Annotated in this window: 19 protein-coding genes; 6 read left to right on the top strand and 13 right to left on the bottom strand. The window is 72.9% G+C overall.

What is annotated here, in order from left to right:
* Positions 1-40 precede the first annotated feature (40 nt).
* The 3 genes from ACIQ6Y_RS16370 to ACIQ6Y_RS16360 form a co-directional block, all read right to left on the bottom strand.
* Complete coding sequence (locus tag ACIQ6Y_RS16370; protein ID WP_404038534.1) at positions 41-913, bottom strand: geranyl diphosphate 2-C-methyltransferase; 873 nt, start codon at positions 911-913, stop codon at positions 41-43.
* A 55-nt stretch (positions 914-968) separates the two neighbouring features.
* Positions 969-2,135, bottom strand: a complete 1,167-nt coding sequence (locus ACIQ6Y_RS16365; RefSeq protein ID WP_404040057.1) for a family 2 encapsulin nanocompartment cargo protein terpene cyclase — start codon at positions 2,133-2,135, stop codon at positions 969-971.
* A 556-nt stretch (positions 2,136-2,691) separates the two neighbouring features.
* A complete protein-coding gene (locus tag ACIQ6Y_RS16360) occupies positions 2,692-4,134 on the bottom strand; it encodes a family 2B encapsulin nanocompartment shell protein (protein ID WP_404038531.1) in 1,443 nt (480 codons plus the stop codon).
* Positions 4,135-4,486: 352 nt separating this feature from the next.
* Between ACIQ6Y_RS16360 and ACIQ6Y_RS16355 the strand changes: the two genes are divergently transcribed.
* From ACIQ6Y_RS16355 to ACIQ6Y_RS16340, 4 genes are all read left to right on the top strand, one after another.
* Positions 4,487-5,287, top strand: coding sequence for a VOC family protein (locus ACIQ6Y_RS16355; RefSeq protein ID WP_404038528.1), 801 nt, complete (start codon positions 4,487-4,489; stop codon positions 5,285-5,287).
* Between the two features lie 33 nt (positions 5,288-5,320).
* Entirely contained in the window at positions 5,321-6,007 is a 687-nt protein-coding gene (locus ACIQ6Y_RS16350; protein WP_404038525.1) for a ribonuclease H, read from the top strand.
* A gap of 150 nt (positions 6,008-6,157) precedes the next feature.
* The gene (locus tag ACIQ6Y_RS16345) at positions 6,158-7,372 is read left to right on the top strand and encodes an FAD-dependent monooxygenase (RefSeq protein WP_404038522.1); all 1,215 of its coding nucleotides are present in this window, start codon (positions 6,158-6,160) and stop codon (positions 7,370-7,372) included.
* A 69-nt stretch (positions 7,373-7,441) separates the two neighbouring features.
* Positions 7,442-7,930, top strand: a complete 489-nt coding sequence (locus ACIQ6Y_RS16340; protein ID WP_404038519.1) for a DUF6328 family protein — start codon at positions 7,442-7,444, stop codon at positions 7,928-7,930.
* Between the two features lie 12 nt (positions 7,931-7,942).
* On the opposite strand, the gene ACIQ6Y_RS16335 is transcribed toward ACIQ6Y_RS16340, so the two are convergent.
* Positions 7,943-8,599 carry a DUF2238 domain-containing protein gene (locus ACIQ6Y_RS16335; protein ID WP_404038516.1) on the bottom strand — a complete coding sequence of 219 codons (657 nt, stop codon included), beginning with the start codon at positions 8,597-8,599 and terminating at the stop codon, positions 7,943-7,945.
* A 94-nt stretch (positions 8,600-8,693) separates the two neighbouring features.
* Positions 8,694-9,734: a hypothetical protein gene (locus ACIQ6Y_RS16330; RefSeq protein ID WP_404038513.1), complete on the bottom strand. Its 1,041-nt coding sequence runs from the start codon at positions 9,732-9,734 to the stop codon at positions 8,694-8,696.
* A 141-nt stretch (positions 9,735-9,875) separates the two neighbouring features.
* Between ACIQ6Y_RS16330 and ACIQ6Y_RS16325 the strand changes: the two genes are divergently transcribed.
* The gene (locus ACIQ6Y_RS16325; RefSeq protein ID WP_404038510.1) at positions 9,876-11,324 is read left to right on the top strand and encodes a serine hydrolase domain-containing protein; all 1,449 of its coding nucleotides are present in this window, start codon (positions 9,876-9,878) and stop codon (positions 11,322-11,324) included.
* Here ACIQ6Y_RS16325 and ACIQ6Y_RS16320 read toward each other — a convergent pair.
* From ACIQ6Y_RS16320 to ACIQ6Y_RS16305, 4 genes are all read right to left on the bottom strand, one after another.
* Entirely contained in the window at positions 11,302-12,915 is a 1,614-nt protein-coding gene (locus ACIQ6Y_RS16320; protein ID WP_404038507.1) for a protein kinase, read from the bottom strand. The two genes, ACIQ6Y_RS16325 and ACIQ6Y_RS16320, sit on opposite strands and share 23 nt — an antisense overlap.
* A 115-nt stretch (positions 12,916-13,030) precedes the next feature.
* Entirely contained in the window at positions 13,031-14,008 is a 978-nt protein-coding gene (locus tag ACIQ6Y_RS16315; RefSeq protein ID WP_404038504.1) for a threonine/serine dehydratase, read from the bottom strand.
* Positions 14,009-14,044: 36 nt separating this feature from the next.
* Entirely contained in the window at positions 14,045-15,319 is a 1,275-nt protein-coding gene (locus ACIQ6Y_RS16310; RefSeq protein WP_404038501.1) for a CAP domain-containing protein, read from the bottom strand.
* 231 nt (positions 15,320-15,550) lie between these two features.
* Positions 15,551-16,795 carry a serine hydrolase domain-containing protein gene (locus tag ACIQ6Y_RS16305; RefSeq protein WP_404038498.1) on the bottom strand — a complete coding sequence of 415 codons (1,245 nt, stop codon included), beginning with the start codon at positions 16,793-16,795 and terminating at the stop codon, positions 15,551-15,553.
* Positions 16,796-16,994: 199 nt separating this feature from the next.
* Here ACIQ6Y_RS16305 and ACIQ6Y_RS16300 point away from each other — a divergent pair, with 199 nt between their 5' ends.
* Positions 16,995-18,740 (top strand): M4 family metallopeptidase, encoded by a 1,746-nt coding sequence (locus ACIQ6Y_RS16300; RefSeq protein WP_404038496.1) that lies wholly within the window; start codon positions 16,995-16,997, stop codon positions 18,738-18,740.
* A 179-nt stretch (positions 18,741-18,919) separates the two neighbouring features.
* Here the strand turns inward: ACIQ6Y_RS16300 and ACIQ6Y_RS16295 are convergent, their stop codons facing one another.
* The 4 genes from ACIQ6Y_RS16295 to ACIQ6Y_RS16280 are packed head-to-tail and all read right to left on the bottom strand — an operon-like array spanning position 18,920 to position 25,480.
* Positions 18,920-21,931: an AAA family ATPase gene (locus ACIQ6Y_RS16295; protein ID WP_404038493.1), complete on the bottom strand. Its 3,012-nt coding sequence runs from the start codon at positions 21,929-21,931 to the stop codon at positions 18,920-18,922.
* Positions 21,932-21,967: 36 nt separating this feature from the next.
* The gene (locus ACIQ6Y_RS16290) at positions 21,968-22,318 is read right to left on the bottom strand and encodes a UBP-type zinc finger domain-containing protein (protein ID WP_404038490.1); all 351 of its coding nucleotides are present in this window, start codon (positions 22,316-22,318) and stop codon (positions 21,968-21,970) included.
* Positions 22,308-23,804 (bottom strand): ATP-binding protein, encoded by a 1,497-nt coding sequence (locus ACIQ6Y_RS16285; RefSeq protein ID WP_404038489.1) that lies wholly within the window; start codon positions 23,802-23,804, stop codon positions 22,308-22,310. The genes ACIQ6Y_RS16290 and ACIQ6Y_RS16285 overlap by 11 nt, the downstream gene beginning before the upstream one ends.
* A complete protein-coding gene (locus ACIQ6Y_RS16280) occupies positions 23,801-25,480 on the bottom strand; it encodes an FAD-dependent oxidoreductase (RefSeq protein WP_404038486.1) in 1,680 nt (559 codons plus the stop codon). Before ACIQ6Y_RS16280 ends, ACIQ6Y_RS16285 begins: the two co-directional genes overlap by 4 nt.
* Positions 25,481-25,483 lie beyond the last annotated feature (3 nt).

The following is a 25,483-nucleotide window of genomic DNA, read 5'->3' as shown; positions in this document are numbered from 1 at the left end:
AGTTCGTCACCGTACGCCCCGCCGGTCGGCACGCGATGCGTCAGACGCGGTCGGCCACGATCAGCAGGTACTGGAAGCTGCCGTTGCGGTAGGCGTCGAGGAAGGTCTCCTCGATCCCGGTGACGAGGTGGTCGGCCTGCCGGCGCATCTCCCAGTAGGGGATGGTCGCCTCCGTCAGGTCGGTCACCTGCACCGGCACCAGCCGGTTGCGGGACATCGCCCGGAAGTACTCGGAGCGGGGGTGGATGTCGCAGATGTAGTGGGCGTTGATCAGCGACACCTCGCGCGAGGCCCGCCCGTACGTGTCGTTGTAGCAGCCGGTGATCACCACATAGCGCCCGCCCCGGCGCAGCAGCCGGGAGTGCTCGGCGAACAGCAGGTCCAGCTCGACGTACATCGTGGACTCGTTGTTCCAGGACGCCGCGTACGCGCCGGACTCGAAGCCGGTGTCGAGCATGTTGCGGTGGTGGTAGCGCACCTTGTCGTCGATCCCGCGCTGACGGGCCTGCTCGTTGGCGAACTCGCACTGCTTGGCGGAGATGGTGACGCCGTCGGCGTGGCAGCCGTAGCGCAGATGCGCCGTGACACTGCCGCCACCGCGCCCGCAGCCCGCGTCGAAGACCCGGTCCTCGGGCGTGAGCGGGCCGAGATGGCCGGCGAGCAGCTCCGCCTGGGCGTGCTCCAGCCGGTGCAGCTCGGCCGTGACGCGCTTCTGCCGCAGCTCCGGGTCCTCCTCCTCGAACACGGTCCAGTCGGGCTCACCGATGCCGTAGTGGTGGTGGTAGAGGTCGTCGACCTTGCCGAGTTCGAGGTTGACCGGGTTCTCCTCGGCGTTCCAGTAGTCCGCGACGCGGTTCTGGTAGAGGGACTGGATCGGCAGCGTGCCGGTGCCGAGGTCGCGGGCGATGGTCAAGAGGTACTCCTAGAGTCGTACGTGTGACGGTGGGTCGAAGTAGCCGTCACGTCGGTCACCAGTAATCGGGCAGGTGGTATCGGTGGTGGTTGGTGGCGTGCCACTCGTGGTTGCCGGCCACCCAGTCCGCGAGGCCCTGGGCGTAGCGGGCGACGAGCGGTGAGCCGGCGGACAGCAGCGCCGACTCCGTCTCGAAGGCGTCCATGATCCGGTTGTGGATCTCGACGCTGCGCAGATAGGCGGCCTTCAGCCCGCACTTGTCGTTGGCGGCGACCACCACGGGCAGGTTGAGATGCGTCGGGTCGCCCAGCTCCTTGGTGAAGGAGTACAGGTCGTTGACGATCGTGGTGGCGTTGCAGGCCAGCGCGGTGATCCGCTGGATCTCGGGGCGGGCGTAGAGGGCCTCGGGCAGTTCGTAGCCGTCGACCGCGTCGACGATCGACAGACAGGGCCGGAAGTTGTTGAACTGCCGCATCACCAGGTACTCCCACACCCGCGGCTTGAAGCCCGTCTCCGCCCAGGCCGCCTCCGCGAGGTAGCCCATGTGCAGCCGGGCCATGTCGTGCACGAACCGGTCGGTCTGGCTGGGTGTGGCGACGGCGGCGAAGTCCGCGACAGCGTGGTGGTACGACCTGAGCGGCCCGTCGGCCTCCATGCCGTGCCGCCACTCCTCCTCCAGCTCCGGGGTGCCGTGGTACGGGTCGAGCGCGGACTGCGCCATGATCAGGCGGCCGCCGAGGCCCTTGTGGGAGGCGCCCCGGCCCTCGTCCACCTCGCAGTAGCAGCTGTCGACGAGGTTCTCGGCCAGCAGCAGCTTCCCGGCGGCCGTGAGCCGTTCCAGATCGGCCGCGCAGGGGTGCTGCAGCACCACCGCCCGCCCGAACTGGAAGCCGGAGAAGTCCCCCGACCACTTCTCGGGAAACAGGTCCAGCCGACGCGCCCAGTCCTCCAGCCTCCGGTCCACCTCCGCCGCCTTGGCCGGGTCGGCCGGCGCGACGGTCCGGTACTTGAGCCCGGGCACGGCCCCGCTGCGCCGCGCCGCCACGCTGCGGGCGAGGCTGGGCGGACCGGGCAGCGAGGACGCGCCCTGGGCGCTCGCCGGCTCAGGCGGACGAGGTGGATCGGCCAGGCCGGGTAGACCGGCGAGATCGGCTACCGAGGGCACGTCGGAGACGGGCAGATGCGCCCGGAGCAACGCGACGAGACTGTGCGGACCGGGCATCCGGAAGGGGGCGGTCGGCGGTGCGGCCGGCGCGGGCGCGTCGGCGGGCGGTGCGGTGGGTTGGGCAGGCCGGTCTGTCGGTGACGGTGCGGCCTGCAGGGGCGCGTCCGCAGGCGGGGCGACGGCCTGTACGGGCACGTCCGCAGGCAGCGGGGCGGTCGGCACGGAGGCGTCCGCAGGCGGTGTGAGGGCCTGCACGGAGACGTCCACAGGCAGTGGAGCGGTCGGCCCGGACACGTCCGCAAGAAGGGCGACGGCCGGTGCGGGCGCGTCCGCAGGAAGGGGGGCGGCCGGCGCGGACACGTCCGCAGGCAGTGGGGCGGCCGGTGTCGGCGCGTCCGTCGGCGACGGTGCGGCCTGTACCGGCACCTCCGCGGACGGCGGCACCGTGGCCTGTGCGGGTACCTCCGGCGAGCGGCCGGTACCGAGTGTCTCGGCGAGCGTCGGTGGCCCGGGCAGCAGGCGGGGGGCGGGGGGTTCGGGTGCGGTGGCCGGCGGCTCCGGCGGGGTCACCGGCGGCTGGGGTGTCGTGGTCATCGGTACGGTCTCCGCGCTGTCAGTCGGCCGTGCGGCCGATCTGGACGTTCTCCAGGATTCCGGCGGCGTCGGGGACGAGGATGGCCATCGAGTAGTAGGCGGTCACGAGGTACTTGATGATCGCGGCGGAGTCGATGCCCATGAACCGCACGTTCAGGCCCGGCTGGTACTCCTCCGGGATGCCCGTCTGGTACAGCCCCACCACACCCTGGTCGGCCTCGCCCGTGCGCAGCGCGATGATGCTGGTGGTGTGCTGCGGGGAGATCGGGATCTTGGCGCACGGAAACATCGGCACCCCGCGCCAGGCCGGCACCTCGTGTCCGTTCACACTGGCCGAACCGGGCACCAGACCGCGCCGGTTGCACTGCCGGAAGAACGCCGCGATGGCCTTCGGATGGGCGAGGAACAACTTGGTCTTGCGCCGCATCGACAGCAGCTCGTCCATGTCGTCCGGGGTGGGCGGCCCGGTGAAGGTGCTGATGCGCTGTCCGTAGTCGACATTGTGGAGCAGCCCGAACTCACGGTTGTTGACCAGCTCCCACTCCTGACGCTCACGGATCTCCTCGATCGTCAGGCGCAGTTGCTGCTCGGTCTGGTTCATCGGGTCGTTGAAGAGGTCGGCGACCCGGGTGTGCACACGCAGTACGGTCTGGGTGACGGACAACTCGTATTCACGCGGGGAGAGTTCGTAGTCGACGAACCCGCCGTTCAGGGTCGGTTCGCCCGTGTGCCCGGCCTGCACGGGCATGTCGGCCTCGCCCTTGCGGTTCATCGGCAGCCGCTGCCGCTCGGCGTACTGCGCCAGATGCGCGGCCAGCGAGGGGGACCGGTCGGTGAGCTCCCGCAGCGTGTCCCACGGCAGCGCCAGCACCACGCCGGCCGTGTCGGCACGCACCGAGGTCAGCCACAGCGGGTCGGGCCGGCCGAGGGCCTCGTCGCCCAGCTGGCTGCCGTCGGTGACGGTGCCGACGATCTCCTCGTCGCCGTACTTGCCGTTCGCGTAGCGGGTGAAGCGGCCGTGCACCACCAGGTAGCCCTCGGTGACGGGCTGCCCGGCCTCGCACAGCACCTGCCCGGCGCGCACCTCGCGGACCCGGAAGCGGCCGGCGATCTCCTGAAGGACGTCCAGGTCCGAGTATCCGCGCAGCGCGGGGAGTTCGGTCAGGGTCTGGGGAATCACACGGACGTCGTCCGCGCCGTTGTGCTCGAACTGCACCCGGCCTCGCCCGGAGCGCAGGTTCAGGCGCCGGTTCACACGGTAGGCGCCGCCTCTGACGTCGACCCACGGCAGCGTCCTCAGCAGCCAGCGCGAGCTGATGGCCTGCATCTGGGGGACGGTCTTGTGGGTGTGCGTGAGCTGCCGGGCCGCGTGGACGCCGAGGCTGGTGAGCTGGCCGTCGGCGAGTGGTCCGGGGCCTGGGCCCTCGGTGGCGACGTCGGTGAGGCTGTCCGGTGTGGACACATTCCCTCCCGGGAGATGGACGGGCATGGGAGACCAAGGTCATGTTCGGCAACAAGAGAAACAGGAGTGACGAAAGTCGGATACGGCGTAAAGGGGGCGGGTGCGCGCGCAACCGGTGGCAAACATTCCGGAAGTTGGTCACACCCGGCGTGCGACCGTTCCGCGCGCCGGTGCGGCGCTCCCGCACGCCCTGTGGCGCGCCGGCCCGGCCTGACAGCGCACCGACCTCGTCCAGCTACGATCCGCGCCCGTCCCTGCGTGCCCCTCCCGTCCGGCGCTCTCGGCGCGCGGGCTCGCCCCGCCATGGCTAGCGTGAGGAAGCGGACCCGTCCCCGATCCGAGAGGGCCGATCATGGCCGCACTACCTGAGGGCACCCCCTGTTGGGCGGACGCGATGTTCACCGATCTGGAGGGGGCCAAGAGCTTCTACGGCGACGTCCTCGGCTGGACCTTCGGTGAGGCGTCGTCCGAGTACGGCAACTACACCCAGGCCTACGCGGGCGGCAAGGCCGTCGCCGCCGTCGTGCCGCCGATGCCCGGCCAGGAGGGCACCTCGCAGTGGTGCCTGTACTTCGCCTCGCCGGACGCGGCCGCGACCGCGCGGAAGGTCCGCGACCACGGCGGCGAGGTGCTGATGGAGCCGATGCAGGTCGGCGACTTCGGCACGATGGTGCTGGGCCGCGACCCGAGCGGGGTCGTCTTCGGCGTCTGGCAGGCAGGCGTGCACGTCGGCTTCGAGGCGCCGCCCGAGCAGCCCGGCGCGTTCTGCTGGGCGGAGGTCTTCACCCGCGAACCCGAGAAGTCCGACGCCTTCTTCCCCGCAGTCTTCGGCTACAGCGCCAAGCAGATGCAGGACGACGCGGTCGACTTCCGCATGTTCGACCTGGGCGGCACCACGGTCCTCGGCCGGATGAAGATGACCGAGGAGTTCCCGCCCGAGGTGCCGGCGTACATCAACGTGTACTTCACCGTCCCCGACTGCGACGGGGCCGTCGAGAAGGCCACCGAGCGGGGCGGCACGCTGCGCTTCGGCCCGATGGACACGCCCTTCGGCCGGTTCGCGGCACTCAGCGACCCGCAGGGCGCGAACTTCTCGGTGATCGACGTCACGACGAAGGCGGGCGAGATGCCGCAGACCACCGACGTCACCTGAGAGGCAGGAAAAGAGGCCCCTGACGCCCATGGCATGATCGGACGCATGCGTGAACGTGTTGTGGCCGCGTGCGACGGGGCTTCGAAGGGAAACCCGGGGCCGGCCGGCTGGGCCTGGGTCGTCGCCGACGCGACGGAGACCCCCGACCGCTGGGAGGCCGGGCCGCTCGGCAAGGCCACCAACAACGTCGCGGAACTCACCGCGCTGGAGCGGCTGCTGGCCGCGACCGACCCGGCCGTGCCCATCGAGATCCGCATGGACTCGCAGTACGCGATGAAGGCCGTCACCGCCTGGCTGCCCAACTGGAAGCGCAACGGCTGGAAGACGGCCGCCGGCAAGCCGGTCGCCAACCAGGACCTCGTCGTCCGCATCGACGAACTGCTCACCGGCCGCGAGGTCGAGTTCCGCTACGTCCCCGCCCACCAGGTCGACGGCGACCGGCTCAACGACTTCGCCGACCGGGCCGCCAGCCAGGCCGCGAGCGCCCAGGAGAGCGCGGGCAGCGCCCTCGGCTCCCCGGTGCCGCCGCCCGCGCCGGACGCCCCGGCGAAGGCCCCGCGGCGTAAGCCGGCAGCCCGGAGCGGCGGCTCCTCCCGCACGCTCAAGGCCAAGTTCCCCGGCCGCTGCGGCGTCTGCGGCCGTTCCTACGCGGCAGGCGAGTCCATCGCCAAGAACGCCTCCGGCTGGGGCCACCCGGAGTGCCGCACCGCCGAGGCCTGATCGGCGAAGGTGCGGGGGGCGGGTGGGCGGCTCTCCGCGATCGTCCTCCCCCAGCTCGCAGCACTCCGGCAAAGTGGTGCCTTTTGCGATCCCGGTCACTGCTACCCTGCGTCGCACATCAACCGCTCTGAGTCATGACCAGGGGTGCGCGTGAAGGTCGCCATCGTCGGAGGCGGGCCCGCCGGCCTGTATCTGTCGATCCTGCTGAAGCTCCAGGATCCCGCCCACGACATCACCGTCCACGAGCGCGATCCCGAGGGCTCCACCTACGGCTGGGGCGTCACCTACTGGCAGGGGCTCCTCGACCGCCTCCACGCCCACGACCCCGAGTCCGCCCGGGCCGTCGACGCGGCCTCGGTGCGCTGGAGCGACGGCGTGGCCCACGTCCGCGACCTCACCACCCGCCACCGCGGCGACCAGGGCCACGGCATCGGCCGCCACCGGCTGCTGGAGATCCTCGCCGCCCGGGCCCGCTCCCTCGGCGTGCGGCTCCACCACGAGCACGAGGTCACCGACGCGCGGGCCGTCGCGGACGCCGACCTGGTGGTGGCCGCCGACGGCGTCCGCAGCGCCCTGCGCACCCGGCACGCCGACCACTTCGGCACGGAGGTGGCCGTCGGCCGCAACTCCTACATCTGGCTCGGCACCACCAAGGTCTTCGACGCCTTCACCTTCGCCTTCGTCGAGACCGACCACGGCTGGATCTGGGCGTACGGCTACGGCTACAGCGACACCCACAGCACCTGCGTCGTGGAATGCTCCCCCGAGACCTGGACCGGACTGGGCCTGGACCGGGCGACCGAGGCCGACGGGCTCGCCCTGCTGGAGAAGCTCTTCGCGGACGTCCTCGACGGCCACCCCCTCATCGGCCGCGACCGGTCCGACGGCGGCGCCCAGTGGCTGAACTTCCGCACCCTCACCAACCGCACCTGGCACCGCGACAACCTCGTCCTGCTCGGCGACGCCGCCCACACCACGCACTACTCCATCGGCGCGGGGACCACCCTCGCCCTGGAGGACGCCATCGCCCTGGCCGCCGCCCTGCGCGAGCACCCCGCGCTGCCCGACGCCCTCGCCGCCTACGAGCGCGACCGCAAGCAGGCCCTGCTGTCCGTGCAGAGCGCGGCCCGCTACAGCGCCCAGTGGTACGAGAACCTGCCCCGCTACATCCACCTCCCGCCCGAGCGCATGTTCGCCCTGCTCGGTCAGCGCCACTCACCGCTGCTGCCGTACGTCCCGCCCCAGCTGTACTACCGGCTGGACCGGGCGGCCGGACAGCTGGAGCCGCTGCGCCGCCTCAAGCGCTGGCTCGGACCGAGGCTGGCACGCGGCGTGCACGCAAGGAGGCTGGAGTCCCGCAAGTGACCGGGCTGCGGCGGGCCGTCGGGTGACGTGCCCGTTTGGAGGGACCGCCGTGCGGATACCCGAGTGCTCATGACAGCGGAGGCGGCGAAACGGACGGGGCGTGACGAGACACCGGAGGAGCGCGCGGACCGGATGTGGGGCGAGCTCATCCAAGAGGTCCGCGTGGCCCAGATGGGCGTGCAGATCCTGTTCGGCTTCCTGCTGACCGTCGTCTTCACCCCGACCTACAGGCGGCTGTCGGACACCGACCAGACGATCTACATCGTCACCGTCGTCCTCGGCGCCTGCGCCACCGGCGCTCTCATCGGCCCCGTCTCGCTGCACCGGCTCGTCTCCGGCCGGCGGGTGAAACCGCAGGCGGTGCGGGTGGCCTCCAAGCTGACGCTGCTCGGGCTGGTGCTGCTGCTCGCCACCATGACCGCGTCCCTGCTGCTCATCCTGAGGGTGGCGACCCACAACGGCTTCGTGCCCTATCTGGTCACGGCCGTCGTCGCCTGGTACGTCCTGTGCTGGTTCGGGATCCCGATGTGGACGCGCCACCGCCACACCTCCCGGTGAGCGCCGACGACGTCAGAGGCGGCTGAGCTGCCGGTCGTGCACCCGGCTGAGCGCGAGCAGCGCCACCGTGGCCCCGATCAGCGCGCAGAACATGTCCCACTGGGTGTCCCACACATCGCCCTGCGTGGCGAGGAACGCGTCCGCCGAGTGACCGCCGATCACGGCCGCCGCCCACTCGAACATCTCGAAGACCGCGCTGAAGGCCAGACACGCGCACACCGTCAGCGGCGCCAGCCACCGGCTGCCCCGCAACGGCGAGGTCCGGCCGAGCAGCTCCCGCACCAGAATCGCCGGCACGAAGCCCTGCATCAGATGCCCGAACCTGTCGTACGGATTGCGCTCCAGGCCGAACGTGTCGCGCACCCAGTCACCGAGCGGCACCTCGGCGTACGTGTAGTGCCCGCCCAGCGACAGCACCAGCGCGTGCACCGTGAGCAGCCCGCACAGCAGCCCCGTCAGCGGGAAGCGCCGCCAGGTCAGGGCGATCAGCGGCAGGCCGACGATCACCCAGACCGTCTCCAGGAACCACGTCATGCGGTCCTGCGGCGCCCAGGCCGACACGGCGAGCCCGGCCACCGCCACCCCGGCGAACAGCAGGGGCGGCACCCGGCGCGCGGCGCGGGCGGTGGACTGGGCGGACAGGGCGGTCGGCGCGGACGTCGCGGGCATGGGCGGGCTCCTCTTCGTGGGAGCACCATCGTGGCGGCGGCCGTCCGGCGACGACATGAGTACGCGTACTCAACCGCCGCCGGCCGCTGGGACGTTACTCCCCGGAGCCCTCCTCACGGGCTCCGCGCAGCGCCGTCAGACAGCTGCCGATGGCCTGCTGGAGCTCCTCCAGCCGCTGCACCATGTCGTCCTCGTAGAAGTCCTGCGCGTCGTCGAAGGTCAGCTCCTCGAACGCCTTCGTCGCCTTCTGCAGACTGCTGTAGAACTTCGTCCGCCGCTCCCGCACCCGCAGCTCGGGATCGGCCTCCACGGCGTCGGCGACCAGCGACTTCATCGAGTCGTAGGCCTCGCTCGCCCACTCGCCGGCGTCCTCGTCCGCCTCCAGCTCGTCGATCAGCGACAGATGCCGCTCGGCCTCCTGCCGTACGTCCAGCGGCGCGTCGACGGTCTGCCCGGCCGGGGTGCGGATCTGGCCGGACTCGGCGATCTGCCGGACGTAGCCGATCCGGTCGGCGGCCCGGCTCTCACCGGCGACGGCCTTCTTCAGCTCGTCCGTGCGTACGACGTCCCGCGCCAGCTCGGCCTGGAGCTCCGGGTCCTCGCGCACCCGGTCGAGCAGCGCCTGGCGGGCCGCGCGGGCGGTGGAGGGGTCGGCGAGGATCGCGGCGCGCAGCGCGGTCGGGTTCTCGGCGACCTCCAGCGCCTTCGTCGGACGGATGCCCTCGGCCTCGGCGGCCTCCGCGATGGCGGTGCCCCGCTCGGAGGTCGCGCTGGAACGGGCCACGTAGTAGCTCAACCACACGTCCGCGTCCGGCAGTTCGATCTCCTGCCCGGGCGTGAGCGCCTCGAAGTGCGGGACCATCCCGTCGTCGGCGGCCCGGTCCCAGGCCTTGTAGTAGCGCATGACCCGCTCCGCGGAGCACCCGGCCAGCTCGGCGAACTCCTTCGCCGACACCTTCGGCGTCTCCTGCGCACCCTGGCCGCCCGGCCGTACGCTGCGCGCCACCATCAGTCCGAAGGCCCAGCCGCCGGTGCGCGCGTACGCGCCGAACTCGCGCGCGTCACGGGCCACGAGGTCGGCGAGCGGCGCGGGGGAGGCGGGGGCCGGGTCGAGCGAGGGGGTCGCCAGGGTCACGGACGGTCTCCTAGGAAGGGCTACAGATGCAGAGAGGAAGCCTATATGCACCGGTTGGCCGTGCTTTGCCATCCCTCGCCGTGGCGATAAGGCGCGCATGACCTCTCGAACTTTCACGCCGAATCCGGTCAGGATGTCCCCATGACCGTGTGCCCCCTGCCCGCCGCCACCCCGGCCGCCCAGGGCGTCGACGCCGCCGGCGTCCTCGCCCTCCTCGACGCCCTGGAGGCCGAGCCCGACATCGAGATGCACAGTCTGATGGTGCTGCGCCACGGCCATGTCGTGGCCGCCGGCTGGTGGGCGCCGTACGCGCCCGAGCGCCGCCATCTGCTGTATTCACTGAGCAAGAGCTTCACCGCGACGGCCGCCGCGTTCGCGCTCGACGACGGACTGATCGGTCTGGACGAGCCGGTGCTCACCCATTTCCCCGAGTTCGAGGCCGACATCACCGACCCGCGCAGCCGGGCCATGCTGATCCGGCATGTGGCGACCATGTCCAGCGGCCATCTCGCCGAGACGGTCGACGACGCCTACGGCACCGACCCCGCCGAACCGGTGCGCGGCTTCCTGCTCCAGCCGCCGCAGCGCGACCCCGGCACCGTCTTCGCCTACAACCAGCCCACCACCTACACCCTCGCCGCGATCCTCCAGAAGGTCACCGGGCAACCGCTCACCGAGTACCTGCGCCCCCGGCTGTTCGACCCGCTCGGCATCGGCGAGGCGGCCTGGCTGCGCGACGGGACGGGCCGCGAACTCGGCTTCAGCGGACTGCACCTGACCACGGAGGACGTCGCCCGGTTCGGCGAACTGTATCTGCGCGACGGCGTCTGGCAGGGGCGGCGGCTGCTGCCCGAGGGGTGGGTCGCCGAGGCGAGCCGCGCGCATGTGCCGACCGGGGGCGCCATGGGCGGCACCGACCGGCAGGACTGGGACCAGGGCTACGGCATCCAGTTCTGGCGCTCCCGCAACGGCTTCCGCGGGGACGGCGCGTTCGGCCAGTTCTGCCTGGTGCTCCCCGAGCAGGACGCCGTGGTCGTGACGACCGCGGCCACGGAGGAGATGCAGACCCTGCTGAACCACGTATGGAAGCACCTGCTGCCGGCCTTCCGTCCCGCCCCGCTGCCCGGTGCCCAGGACGCCGCCCTCGCGGACCGGCTCGCCCGGCTGGCGCTGCCGCCCGCGACCGGCAAGGCCGCCCCGCCGGAGCGGCCCGAGGCCTGGGCGGGCGCGTCCTTCAGCCCGTACGGCGGTGTCTGCGCCGACCAGCCCGGGCTGAGCGGCGTCGAGGTGACCCCCGGCGCGGACGGCTGGACGGTCACCCTCGGCGAGAACGGCCACCGGCTCGGGCTGGCTCTGGGCACCGGCGGCTGGGCCGTCGCCGAGGAGCCGCTGCCCGTCGCGGTGAGCGGTGGCTGGACCGACCCGGACACGCTCGTCGTGGAGACGCTGTTCCTGGAGACCCCGCACCGGCTGGTGCTGACCTGCTCGCTCCCGGACCGCACTTTCACCGCCCGCTGGCGTCACGCCCCGCTGCACCGGCCGCCGCTGGGACGGCTGCGGGCGCCGCTCACGCCGGGTCCGCCTGCCTGAAGGTCCGTAGGAAGGCGGCCAGCGCCGCGCGGTTCCCGGCGTCCGACCAGTCGGCCGCCGGGGTCGTCCAGCGCAGTGAGTAGCCGCGGCCGTCACCGAGGAGGAAGCCCCGGCCGAGGGTCCGCAGACGCAGGCCGCCCGCCGTGCTGAGCCACTGCATGTCGGCGGCCCTGCGGCCCTGGTACGTCCGTGCCGCGATCGCCCCGACCCGGCGGAAGCCGCCCGCCCGGCGCAGGTCCTGCTCCACCCCGCGCCAGACGGCGACCGGGTCCGGGCCGACGCGCGCGCTGTAGGTGACGGTGAGCGTGCGCGGGTCGCCGGAGGCGCCGAGCACCACGCGATAGGCCAGGTCGTCCACGCGGGTCGTGTCCAGCGGGCGCCAGCCGTCGGGCAGGGCGACGGAGAAGCCCTCCGGGGAGCTGTACGTACGAAAGCCGTCCGGCAGCCCTGTCGCTGTCGGGGAGGCGGTCGGCGCGGCCGTGCGTGTCGGCGTCGCGGGCGTGGCCGGTGCCGAGGGCGTGGCGGGCGTGGCCGGTGTCGCGGGCGCGGCCACGGGTGCGGACGTACGAGGTGCCGCGCGGCGGTCGGACGCCGAGGTGCCCGAGCCGGGGAACGTACCCGTCGCCGCGAGCACCGCGACCGTCACCGTGACCACGGCGAGGGCCGTCCCGACGGCGAGCATGCGTCCGCCACGGCCCGAGACCGAGCGGCACACCGTGGCGGCGTAGGGGTGCCGCACCCGCGGCCGGGGCACCGGCGCCGTCGCGGCATCCGCCGACAGCACCCGGGTCAGGGCCTCGCGCACCACCGGCCGGGGCAGCCGGTCACGGGACTCCTTGCGCAGCAGCCCCTGCACGGCCCGGGCGAGCGGACCGGCCCGCACGGGGGCGCGCAGCGGCAGCCGGTCCACGCCCTTCAGCGTGGCCTCGGGCCGGCCGCGCTCCCGGAACGGCGGGCGGCCCTCGACCATCGTGTAGAGGATCGCGCCCAGCGCCCACAGATCCGCCGCCGGACCGATCCGCTCGTCGCGCGCCTGCTCGGGCGAGGCGTACGACGGTGCCGTGAGCCGCGGTGCGAGCGTCGCGCCCGCCAGCCCGAACCCGCCCACGACGGCCGGGCCGCGCTCCGGCACGAACACCTGCCCGGGGCTCAGCTCGCCGTGCGTGAGGCCCGCCGTATGCGCCGCGTCCAGCACGTCGAGCAGCTCAAGCCCGATCCGCGCCGCCCGCACATAGTTGAACGCGCCCCGCTGGGCCAGGAGTTCCCCGAGCGGGGTGCCGCCCACCCACTCCGTGACCGTCCACAGGGCGTCCGCGTCCGTCACCGCGTCGAGCACCGCCGGGACCCGGTCCGGGCACAACGTCCGCATGGTCTCCGCGGCGTGCATCACCCGGCTCACCGCCCGCCGCGCGGCCCGCGCGTCCAGACCGCCCTCGGGCAGCCCCACCCGCGTCAGCAGACAGGGGCGGCCCGTCTCGACGTCCTCGCCGTACCAGCCGACGCGGTTCGTCTCCTGCTGCACGACCTCCAGGGGCCGGTACCGGCCGGCGATCAGCTCTTCCGTGGAGAGGTGCGGCTCGACCATGGTCATTCCCTCGCTGGACCCGGATTGTCGGTTTCCCAGTGGTACGGCGAGTGAGAGGCCGTGCGTTCAACGGCGACGGCAACGCTGACTTGACGTCAGGAGAGGTGGGCGGAAGAGGCCGTCAGGCGGAGTCCTCCGTGCTGTCCAGGCCGAAGCGGGCCGTCCAGTCGGCCATGTCCGCGGCCGACACATTGCCTCCGCACACCACAAGCCCGAGCCGGGCCCCGTCGCCGACCCGCTCCCGCATCCGGCGTGCCGCCGGCAGCAGACAGCCGGCCGCCGGCTCGGCCCACACCTTGGCGTGCTCGGCGAGGTCCAGACAGCCGCGGACCGCCTCCCGGTCGGGGACCACCAGCACCTCGGTGACCAGGGACGCCACATGCTCGTAGGTCAGTTCGCTCACCGACGGGGCGCTCAGCGTGCTCACGATCGACGACAGCGGCACCGGCCTCGGCCCGCCCGCCGCCAGCGCCACCGACATCGCCTCGGCGCCCTCCGTCTCCACGCCCCACACCCGCACACCCGGACGGCGCGCCTTCAGGGCCGCCGCCACACCGGCGATCAGGCCGCCACCGCCGATGCTGACCAGCACATCCGTCAGCTCGTCCGCGTCCTCGGCCAGCTCAAGACCCACCGTGCCCTGACCCGCGACGACCAGCGGGTCGTCGAAGGGGTGCACCAGCGTCATGCCCTCGTCGCGCAGCCGGTCCATCAGCGCGAACGCCTCGTCCATGGTGTCGGTCAGCCGCACCGACGCCCCCGCCGCCTCGGCGATCCGCACCGCGCGGGCCGGCGCCGAACGAGGCATCACCAGCGTGGCCTTCACATGGAAGGCCGCGGCCGTCACCGCGAACGCGATGCCGTGGTTGCCGCCGCTGACCGCCACCACACCGGCCGCGCGCTCGGCGTCCGTGAGCGACAGCAGCTTGGCCGTGGCGCCGCGGACCTTGAACGAGCCCGTGTGCTGGAGCAGTTCCAGCTTCGCCGTGACCGGCACGCCGAGCAGCGCGCTCAGCCCCGGGCTGGGCACGGTGGGGGTGCGGACGATGTGCCCGGCGATGCGCTCGGCCGCGGCCTCGATGTCCGTGATGCTGATCAAGAACTCACCTTTCCGTGTACTCGGGTCCCGGGTCGCTCACGCGCCGAACAGCTGTGTCCAGTACGTGCCCGCCCGGCCGCCGCCCGCGAAGCCGATGCCTATGTGGGTGAAGTCCGGCTGAAGGATGTTCGCGCGGTGGCCGGGGCTGTTCATCCAGCCCGTGACCACCTCGGCCGGGGAGCGCTGGCCGCAGGCGATGTTCTCGCCTATGGACCGCCGGGCGGCCCCCGCGGCGGCGGCCCGGTCCCAGGGTCTGCTGCCGTCCGGCGCGGTGTGCGCGTAGAAGTCCCGGGCCACCATGTCCGCGCTGTGCGCCTGCGCGGCCCTGGTCAACAGCGGGTCCGCGGCGAGTGGCGGCAGCCCGGCCGTGGCGCGCTCGATGTTGGTCAGCGCCACCACCTCCGCCTCCGTACGGGCCAGATCCCCGGGCCCGAGCGGCCGGGCCCACAGCGCCGTCCAGAACACGTCGGCCCGGCCGAGCCCGGCGTGGGTGAACGCGGAGTCCTGAAGGGTGCGCCGGGCCTGCGCGTTGCTCATGCAGTGGTCCAGGAACTCCTGCGGGGTGCGCGGCCCGGACACCAGATGCTCGCCGACGCGCACATACGCGAATCCGGTCCGGGTCAGCCGCTGATAGACCGAGACGCCGTCCCGCCCCTCGACCCCGAGCCGCCCCGCGGCGGCCATCGCGGCGGCATGCGCCTGCGCGGCGGCGGCGAGACGGGGGTCGAACGCGACGGAGGGTGAACCGGCCTGCGCCCGGGCGGCGTTGACGGGGGCCAGCCATGAGGGGGCATCCGGCGACGGACCGTTTCCCGCCGAGGTGCTCGCCCCCTCGTCCGTCACCTCGACGCCGAAGTCCCGGGCCAGACCCGCCAGGCCCTCGGTGTAGCCCTGGCCGAGGGCGCGGAGCTTCCAGGTGGGGCCGCGGCGGTAGAGCTCGGCCAGGAGCAGGACGGTCTCGTCGTGGGGGCGGGGCGGGGAGAAGCGGGCGAGGAGGCGACCGCCCGGAGCGGTGACCTGGAGGGCGGGGGAGGGGAGGCGGCTCAGGGGCGTACCGGGCTCGGCCGGGCTGACGGCCACGGTGACCCGGGTGGCCCCGGCACGCAGGGCTCCCGGGTCGACGGTGAGGGTGTCACCGGCGAGGCGGGCGCCCGGCGCGGACGGCTGGTTGAAGAACACGAAGTCGGCGTCGTCGCGCACCCGGCCGCCGTCGTCCGTGATCAGCGCGCACACGTCGAACGGCCCGGGCACCCGCACGGTCAGCACACCCTGCGGCAGGGGCACATTGCCCCCGGGGACCAACTCGCTCATTCCGCCCCCCCCCGCTGTCGTGACCGGGGACACCATCGCCCGGCCGTGGCTCTCGACCGCACAACGGCCTGGCCCCGCCCGGGGTTCCCGCGACACGCCGGGCGGGCGCGCGTCGAGCAGGCCGGTCCCCGGTCGGGTCGGCCCGCGCGTCGAGCAGGCCGGTCCGGTCCCCGGTCGGGCCGGCCCGCGCCGAGCAGGCCGGTCCCCGGTCGGGCCGGGTCAGGCCATCGGTCAGCCCTCGTCGATGAGCCCCGGCCCCGCCCCCTGCGCGGCGTCCTGCTGCCGCTCGGCCGGCACGGCCGCGCGCTTGGCCGTGGTCTTCCCGCAGAACGCCGACTCCAGCGTGCCCAGCATCGTGTCGAGCACCTTGCCGTTGTTGGAGGTGTTGGCCAGAGCGGCGAGGCTGCGCCTGCCGTCCTTGGAGGTGAAGGCGTAGGTGTAGTAGCCCTGGACCGCGCCCGTGTGGCCGTACACCGAGATCCCGCAGGACAGAGTGCGGCGCCGCAGTCCGAGGCCGTACGCCTGGGTGCTGTTCACCGGGGTCCATCTGGTCATCTGCTTCAGCATCGCGGCGGAGGTGAGCTTGCCGCGCATGACGGCCGAGGTGAAGGTGTTCAGGTCCTGGGCCGAGGAGATCAGCGCCCCGGCGCTCTGCGCCCAGGACACCGTCTGCCGGGTGGAGTCGACGAGCCTCGCGCCCGCCTGGTCGGGAGTGAGATAGCCGCGCGCGTAGCGGCCCGGCAGAGCCGTGTCAGGGTGCACGTAGAAGGTGTTGCGCAGCTTCAGCGGCTCGATGATCCGGGTGCGGTACGCGCTCGCCACGTTCTTCCCGGTGAGCTTCTCGATCAGCATGCCCGCGACGACGAAGTTGGTGTTGGAGTACGCGTACGCCGCCCCCGGCGCGCCCGTGCGCGGCCGGCTCAGCGAGCGGTCGACCAACTGCCGGTAGGTGAAGACCTTGGTGCGGACCGCCTCGAAGCCGGGCACGGTCTTGGCGAACATGTCGTTGGTGTAGTCGTACAGCCCGCTGCGGTGGCTGAGCACATGCCGGACCGTGATGCGGTCGTCGGGCAGCAGGCCCGGAAGATAGCGGTTGACGGGCGCGTCCAGCTTCAGCCGGCCCTCGTCGACGAGCTGGAGCAGCACCACGGCGGAGAAGACCTTGGTGACGCTGCCGATGCGGAACCGGTCGTTGGTGGTGATGGTCCGCCCGGTTCCGCGGTCGGCGACGCCGGAGGACACCCGGTGCACGACCCCGTGGTCGTCGACGCGCGCCATCGCGCCGGGCGCGCCCTGCCGTCGCGCGGTGCTCAGCACGCTGCGCAGCCCCGCGAGGTCGGGTGCCGCCACGCTCTGCTGGACGTCCTGGGCCGATGCGGCGTGGGCCGATACCGCCGTCGCGGGGGCCGGCACCGCCAGGAAGGACAGCACCACCGCGCCGAGTACGGCGGTCCTGCTCACCGTGTTCTTCACCATCCGGCTCCGCTCCCTCTCCTGCCTGGGGGGTTGGTCATGTCTGCGCACGAGATGGGGGTTTTGCGTGCGAGATCGGTCACATCCAGGCGGGGCAACTTTCTCGCATCCCGTCACATCTCCACAGGCGACACACAGTTGGCGGCCGAACCTGCCTTACCGGGCCAGTAGGGCCGCCCCTGGCACTAAGGAAGCCACAACAGTGCGTAGACCCCACATACGCGGCCTGGCGGTCGCCGTCGCCGTGACGTCGGCCGCCACGGGCCTCACCGGCACGGCATTCGCGAACAGCGCCTCGCCCTCGGTCGTCGACGCGGCCCGCGCCGCCGCCTTCGCCCACGCCGGCGCGACCGGTGTCGTCCGCGGCGACGAACTGCAGCCGCAGGACGTGCTGACCGACCCGGAGGGCGCCCGGCACGTCCGGTTCGTCCGCACCCACAACGGCATGCCGGTCCTCGGCGGCGACCTCGTCGTCCACCTCACCGACGAGCTGGCCTACGCGGGCGTGACCCGCGCCGCCGACCACGCCGTCCGCCCGGACACCATCCGCGCCGAGCTCACCGCCGGCGAGGCCCGGGCCAAGGCCGCCGCTGCCGCGGACGGCACCGCCGGCGCCGCCGAACTCGTCGTGGACGCCCGTGACGGCGACGCGACCCTCGCCTACCAGGTCCAGGTCACCGGCAGCGACACCGCCGAGGGCACCGGCACCAGCACGGTCGTCGTCGACGCAGTCACCGGCGAGATCCTCAGCAACACGCCCGACGCCGACGAGTTCCTGTCACCGAAGCTGGTGCGCACCCTGCGCGCCCGCGGCGAGCGCCTCGACCCCGCGACGGGCCTCGCCCCCGCCACGCCCCGTCTCACCGGCGCGACCGCGGCCGCCAGTTACCCGGCGCCCGCCACCGGCACCGGCAAGTCGCTGTTCGCCGGCCAGGTCCAGCTCTCCACCACGCGTACCGCGGCCACGACGTACGTGCTGAAGGACCCCAAGCGCTGGGGCACCGAGACCCGCGACGCGCGGGGCCTGGAGCCGACCGCCTTCTCCCAGACCAAGCGGTTCACCACCAGCACCAACATCTGGGGCAACGGCACCGTCTCCAACCGGGCCACCGCCGCCGTCGACGCCCAGTACGGCGTCGCCGAGACGCTGGACTTCTACAAGGAGCGGTTCAACCGCAAGGGCATCAAGAACGACTCCAAGGGCGCCCGCGCGATCGTCCACTTCGGCAACAAGGTCGGCAACGCCTTCTGGGACCCGTACTGCGGCTGCATGCTGTACGGCGACGGGGACGGCGACCTGTTCAAGAAGCCGCTCGTCGTCCTCGACGTCACCGGCCACGAGCTGAGCCACGGCGTCGTGGACGCCACCGCCCGCCTGGAGCCCACCCGGGTCGACGGGCAGGGCAACCAGTACGGCGAGGCCGGCTCCCTCAACGAGTCGCTCGCCGATATCTTCGGCTCCGGCGTCGAGTTCCAGGCGAAGAACGCCAAGAACCCGCCGAACTACCTCATGGGCGAGAAGCTCGGCCTGTCCCAGAAGTTCCTGCGCCGCCTCGACAAGCCGTCCCTCGACGTGCTGGAAGGCGCCATCGACTACTGGTCGCCGGCCGTCTACGACGCCGAGGTGCACGCCGGCTCCGGCGTCTCCTCGCACGCCTTCTACCTGCTCGCCGAGGGCAGCGGCCGCAAGACCATCGGCAGCGTCACCTACGACTCGCCGACCATCGACGGCCTGCCCGTCAAGGGCATCGGCCGCGCCAAGGCGCTCGCCATCTTCTACCGGGCCCTGACCCGCTACATGGTCTCCACGACCGACTTCCACGACGCGCGCATCGCGACGATGAAGGCGGCCAGGGACATCTACGGCTCGGGCAGCGTCGAGTACAAGGCGGTCAGCCGCGCCTGGGCTGCCGTCAACGTCCGGGTGGCCAACACACCCACCCGCTGACGCCGACCAGCACCCACAGGGCGCCCCGGAGGACCAACCTCCGGGGCGCCTTCGCCGTCCCGGCGTCCGTCCCTTCGCCGCCTCGTGGTCGTCCTGCCGCACGCCGACGTGGTCGCCCTGCAGCCGCCTCGCCCTCGTCCCCGCGGGCGCACTGCCCCCGCCCCGCCGTACTGCGGCCGTCAGCCCGTGCGCTCCCCTGTGATCAGGCCCTCCCGGTAGGCGATCGCCACCGCCTCGGTGCGGCTCGCGGCGCCGAGCTTGGCGAGGATGTTGGAGACGTGGACGCTGGCGGTCTTGCCGGTGATGAACAGTTCCTCGCCGATCTGGCGGTTGCTGCGGCCGAGCGCGAGCAGGCGCAGCACGTCCTGTTCGCGGGCCGTCAGACGGGCGGGGCCGCTGCTGCCCGCAGGCGCCGGATCGGCGAGGCGGGCGCGGCGCAGAAGGGCGTCGACACGCTCCAGCAGGGGCGTGGCGCCGAGCCGGGCGGCCGTCTCGCGGGCCGCCTTCGCCTCGGCGGCCGCCTCCTCGCGACGGTCGGCCGCCAGCAGGGCCTCCGCGAACGGCACCCGCGCGCGGGCCTGTTCATAGGGGTCCCCGTAGTCGAACGCGTTCACCGCGGCCGCCCAGGCCTCCGGGTCGAGGCCACGCTGCGCCCGTATGCACTCCGCCTCGGCCCGGGCCAGCCAGGCCAGTCCCTCGGGGCCCTGCCGTCGGCCGTTTACACCGCGTCCGGCGGACTGCCGTGCCAGGCCGACGAGTTCGGCCGCCGTGTCCGTCCAGCGCCGGGCCGCCGGCTCGTCGCCCGACGCGCGGCTCGCCACCGCCGCGTCGGCGACCGCGGACAGGGCGAGCGCGGCCAGCCGTACGGTGACGTCCGGGAGGGTGCCCGAGTCGTCCTTGAGGGTCTCCACCAACGACCGCATCCGCGCCACCGAGCCCTCGGCGTCCCCGCGCTGCGCGGCCGCGTCCGTCAGGACGATCCCTGCGACGAGCACCGACATCCACTCGAACGGCCCCCGCAGCAGCTCCTCGGCCCGCTCCACGACCGACGCGTCCCCGCGCGCGAGCCGCACGAACAGCGCGGGCCCCACCGTGAACGCGCCCGCGGCCGGCAGCACTCCGGTGTCCTGCTCCGCCGCGCGGACGCAGTCGTCCCAACGGCCCACCGAGTACAGCGCCATCAGCCGCAGATAGCGCATCTCCAGCGGATACGGCGACGACAGCAGCCCGGCGCCGCGCGCCCGGTCGAGCCCCTCGTCCAGCCAGGGCAGGCACTCCTCGAGCGCGCCCGCCTCGAAGGCGCCGATGGCCAGATGGAACAGGGCACGCAGCTCCACCGGAGCATTGCCCGAACCCCGGGCCAGCTCCCGCGCCTCAAGAAGCCGGGCCCGGCCCTCCGGGCTGCGGCGGCCGTCGAAGTAGGCGAGCGAGACCAGCAGATCGGCCCGCGCATCGGTGAGGTCCAGGGCCTCGGCGGCCTTCAGCGCCTGCTGCGCCACCCGCTGGGCGATCTCCGCCTTCCCGACCTGCCGGGCGGTCAGCGCATGCGTGGCCGCCGCCCACACCCAGGTCGGCGACGGCGGATCGGCCGGGATCAGCGCGAGCGCCTCGCTGCTGTAGGCGTAGGCGGCCGTGAGACTGTCGACGTCCAGCAGATTGCCCGCCAGGGTGTAGCGGACCCGGGCCGCCAGCTCCGAGTCGGCGTCCCGGCCGACGCCCGCGAGCGCGGCCCGCGCAAGGGAGACCGCGCGATGCGACTCCCCGGCGTGCGCGGCCGCCGCCGAGGCACGCAGCATCAGGGTGATCCGGTCGCCCCCCTCGCCCTCCGGCCGCGCCTCGGCCGGCACCGACACCCACAGATCGAGGGCGGCCTCCAGATGGCGCAGCTCCTCGGCGGGCGCGCCCAGCCGCTTGGCGTGGTCGGCGGCCTCCAGGGACGCGGTGAGCGCCTCCGGCAGGTCATGGCTCTCCCGGTAGTGGTGAGCACGCTCCGCGGCGGTCTCCGCGGAGCGTCCGCGACCGGCCAGCAGCCGGGCGAACGCCCCGTGCAGCCGCGCCCGCTCGCCCGGCAGCAGATCTGCGTACACCGCCTCGCGCGCGAGCGCGTGCCGGAAGGAGTACGTGTCGTCGTCGGCGGAGACCAGCAGCCGGCGCTCCACGGCCTCGCGCAGCGCCGTCTCCAGCGCCTCCTCGGGCAGCCCGGCCGCCTCCCGCAGCAGCCCGTGCTCCACCCGGCGTCCGGCGACCGCGGCCGTGCGCAGCACCTGCTGCGTGGTGTCGGAGACCTGCTCGAAACGGATCAGCAGCACATCGGCCAGCGCGTCCGGCACCCCGCCCGCCCCCGGGTCCGTCGCCGCGAGCAGCTCCTGCGCGTAGAAGGCGTTGCCCTCGGCGCGCTCGACGATCCGGCGGACCGTGGCCTCCGGCAGCGGCCCCTGCTGGTCGTCCTGGAGCACTCGGACCAGCCGGGTCACCTCCGCGTCGGCCATGGGCCGCAGCTCCAGCCGCTCCACCGACGGCAGCCGGACCAGCTCCGCCAGCAGCGGCCGCAGCGGATGCCGGCGGTGCAGGTCGTCCGCGCGGTACGACGCCAGCAGCGCGAGCCGGCTGCCGGGCGCGCCGCCCGCGGGCCGCTGCAGCACCCCGCGGCTGAGCAGGAACCGCAGCAGGTCCCGGGAGGACTGGTCGGCCCAGTGCAGGTCCTCCAGGACGATCAGCAGCGGCGCGGTCTGCGCCAGGTCCGTCAGCAGCCCCGCCACGTCCTCGAACAGCCACAGCCGTCCGCCCATGTCCCGCGCGCTGTCCGCACCGCAGCCCAGCAGCCGCCCCAGCGCGGGCCGCGCGGCGAGGACCGGCTCGAACCGCTCGTCGGCGGCGAGAGCGCCCAGCACCTCCGTGAACGGCAGATACGGCAGCCCCACGTCACCGAGGTCGACACAGTGCCCCGTCAGCACGGTCACGCCGTCACGCGCGGCCCGCGCCGACACCTCGTCCAGCAGCCGCGTCTTGCCGACGCCCGCGTCACCGGCCACCAGCACCGCACGCGCCTCACCCCCGCGGGCACGCTCCAGCACCCCGGTGAGCCGGGCGAACTCCTCCTCCCGGCCGACCAGAGGAGTCACGGTGAAGGCGCTGTTCGACACGCCCCCATCCTGGCACGCCCCACCGACAACACCCCGGCCGCGTCCCATCCGGTGGGACGCGGCCGGCGACGGCTTTCGGCGTGCTCAGCGCAGCGACTGCGCCCAGTTCGCCGGCACCCGTCCCGCGGGCCCCGGCACCGGCTGGTCCGCCGGGTGGCTCACCGGCGGGGCCAGCTGGGGGCCGGATGCGTACAGTTCGTCCGTGGCGAAGTCCCAGAACCAGTCCTCGCCGGGCTCGTAGCTCTGGATCACCCGGTGCCCGGTCTCCCGGTAGTGCGCACTGGCGTGCTTGGACGGCGAGTCGTCGCAGCAGCCGACATGCCCGCACTGGGCGCAGCGGCGCAGATGGAACCACCAGCCGCCGGCCGCGTCGCACTCGACGCAGCCGCTGCCGCTGGGCGGCACGGTCGGGTCGATTCCGTTCTCACTGGACATGCGCCGGCTCCTCGGGTGTCTCGGTGTCCTCGATGTTCACGGGCGCCGCCTCGCCCTCCTCGGCGGTCAGCGGCAGCAGGACCTGGAAGCGGGTGTCGCCCGGCACGGACTCCACCGTCAGGCTGCCGTGGTGCTTGTTGACCACGATCCGCCAGGAGATGTCCAGGCCCAGCCCGGTGCCCTCGCCGACCGGCTTGGTGGTGAAGAACGGGTCGAAGATCCGGTCGCGGATCTCCGCCGGGATGCCGGTCCCGGTGTCGCGGAACTCCACCAGCGCATGGTCGTTGTCGAGTGCGGTCCGCACGGTCAGCGTGCCCTGGCCGCCGGCGCTCTTCATCGCCGCGACCGCGTTGTCGATCAGGTTGGTCCACACCTGGTTCAGCTCCGCCGGATACGACGGGATCCTCGGCAGCGAACGGTCGTAGTCCTTGACGACCTTGATGTCCGGACCGAACTTCCCGGCCAGCATCATCAGGGTGCTGTCGAGGAGTTCGTGCACATCGGAGTTCTGGTAGGGCGCCCGGTCCAGCTGCGAGTACTGCTTGGCGGCGTCCACCAGGCTGGAGATGCGCTTGGTCGAGTCCTCGATCTCGTCCATCAACAGCTCGGTCTCGACCGTGTAGTTGAGCCAGCCGACGGCCGCCTCCAGGATCTCCTCGCCGACCGACGCGGCCACCTGCTCCAGCCAGTCCACGTCGAGCCCCGCCTGCACGAAGGTCGGGGCCAGCCGCCAGCCGTCGGTGATGCCGCGGTCGTCGAGCCAGTCGGAGATCTCGTCCTCGCGGTCGGAGGCCTCCAGCGGGCTGAGCGAGGGCGCCTTGGCGACGCGTTCGGCGGTGCGCTCCTGGATCTCGATCAGGCTCGCGAGCTGCTCCGGCGGATAGGGGCCGGAGGAGATGATCGCCAGTTTGTGCCGCATCTTGGCGACCCGCTCGCGCAGCGACGCCGTGGCCCGTACGGCCGCCGCGGCGGGGTTGTTGAGCTCGTGCGTGAGCCCCGCCGACAACGAGCCCAGCGCCAGCAGCCGTTCGCGCTGGCCTATGAGCCGTGCGCTGTTCTTCGACCCGAAGAACACGCCCTCCAGCAGATGCACCGCCATCGGGAACCACTCCCGCATGACGGCCGCGAAGGTGTCGGCCGGCAGCACGAAGAACCGCGTCGGCTGCGTCACCCGCATCGAGTTGTTGTACACCTGCTTCACACGGTCGCCGATGTACGCCTGCATGGCGCCGGTGTACGACCCCGGGTGCGAGCTGCGCACCACCTCGATGTCGTCGCCGCCGACCTTGCGGGACAGCACGACCTCGCCCTCTATCAGCACGAAGAAGCAGGTCGCCGGGTCGCCCTCGGAGTAGACGTGGCCGGGCTGGAACAGCTCCACCCGGCCCTCGGCGCACAGCCGCCCGAGCTGTTCGGACGTCAGCTTCTCGAACAGGAACAGCGAGCCGATCTCCTTGGGACTGCAGGGCATCCGCTGTCCGCTCATGACTGCTCCAGGTAGCGGTGGACGAGCATGACGGCCATGGCTCCCTCTCCGACGGCGGACGCGACACGCTTCGCGGACTCCGCGCGCGCGTCGCCCGCCACGAACACGCCCGGCACATTGGTCTCCAGGTGGTACGGCGGCCGGTCCAGCTCCCAGCCCGCGGGCGGCCGCCCGTCCGGGGTCATCAGGTCGGGCCCGGCCAGGATGAAGCCGCGCTCGTCACGCAGCACCGTGCCCTCCAGCCAGTCGGTCAGCGGGGCGGCGCCGATGAACACGAACATCCACTGCGCGTCGACCCGTTCGGTCTCACCGGTGACGGTGTCGCGCAGCGTGAGCTGCTCCAGCCGGTCGCTGCCGTGCGCGGCCTCCACGACCGTGCCGGTGCGCACCGAGATGTTGGGCGCCTCCGCGATCTGCTGGATCAGATAGTGCGACATCGACGCCGACAGGTCGGGCCCGCGCACCAGCAGCGTGACCGACTTCGCGCCCTTGGACAGGTACATCGCCGCCTGCCCGGCCGAGTTGGCGCCGCCCACGATGTAGATGTCCTGGCCGAGGCAGGACGGCGCCTCGGTCAGCGCGGAGCCGTAGTAGACGCCCTTGCCGGTCAGTTCGGTCAGGCCCGGCGCGGCGAGCTGCCGGTAGGACACGCCGGTCGCCAGCAGGACGCTGTGCGCCGAGACCGAGGAGCCGTCGGAGAACCGTACGGTCCGTGCCGCGCCGGAGATCTCCAGGCCCGTCACCTCACGGGCGGTGAGCAGTTCGGCGCCGAACTTGACCGCCTGCCGCCGGGCGCGCTCGGCCAGTTGGGCGCCGGAGACCCCGTCGGGGAAGCCGAGGTAGTTCTCGATCCTGGAGCTCTGCCCGGCCTGCCCGCCGGTCGCCGACCGCTCCACGAGCACCGTGCGCAGCCCCTCGGAGGCGCCGTAGACGGCCGCGCCGAGACCGGCGGGTCCGCCGCCGATGACCACCAGGTCGTAGAAGTCGGCGGTCGGCGTGGTCGCCAGGCCCACCCGCGCGGCCAGTTCGGGCGCCTCGGGCTCGACCAGCGGCGCGCCGTCGGGCGTGACCACCAGCGGCAGCCGCTGCCCGTCCTCGCCCGCCGCGGCCAGCAGCCGCCGGCCCTCGGGCTCGTCGGCCGAGTACCAGCGGTACGGCACCTGGTTGCGGGCCAGGAACTCGCGCACCTCCGAGGAGCGCGCGGAGAAACGGTGCCCGACGACCTTGGTGCTGGGCACCGGCCGGAAGTCGCTGGACCGCCACGCCTCCAACAGGTCGTCCAGGACCGGGTACAGCTTCTCCTCCGGCGGGTCCCACGGCTTGAGGAGGTAGTGGTCCAGGTCGACCACGTTGATCGCGTCGATGGCCGCGTTGGTGTCCGCGTACGCCGTCAGCAGCACCCGCCGGGCGCCCGGGTACACGTCCAGGGCCTGCTCCAGGAACTCGATGCCCGTCATCTGCGGCATGCGGTAGTCGGCGAGGATCACCGCCACCAGATCGCCGCGCAGCTTCAGCTCGCGCAGCGCGTCCAGCGCGGACTCGCCGGACTCCGCGCGCACGATCCGGTACGACCCTCCGTAACGGCGTCTGAGATCACGGGCGACGGCACGGGAGACCCCCGGGTCGTCGTCCACGGTCATGATGACGGTGCGCGCCGCCTCGGCGACTTCAGTCATGCC

Source organism: Streptomyces sp. NPDC096205 (genome assembly GCF_044763135.1).
Lineage (GTDB): Bacteria > Actinomycetota > Actinomycetes > Streptomycetales > Streptomycetaceae > Streptomyces.
The sequence above is the reverse complement of the archived record's forward strand: the minus strand, read 5'-3'. Positions and strand labels throughout refer to the sequence as shown.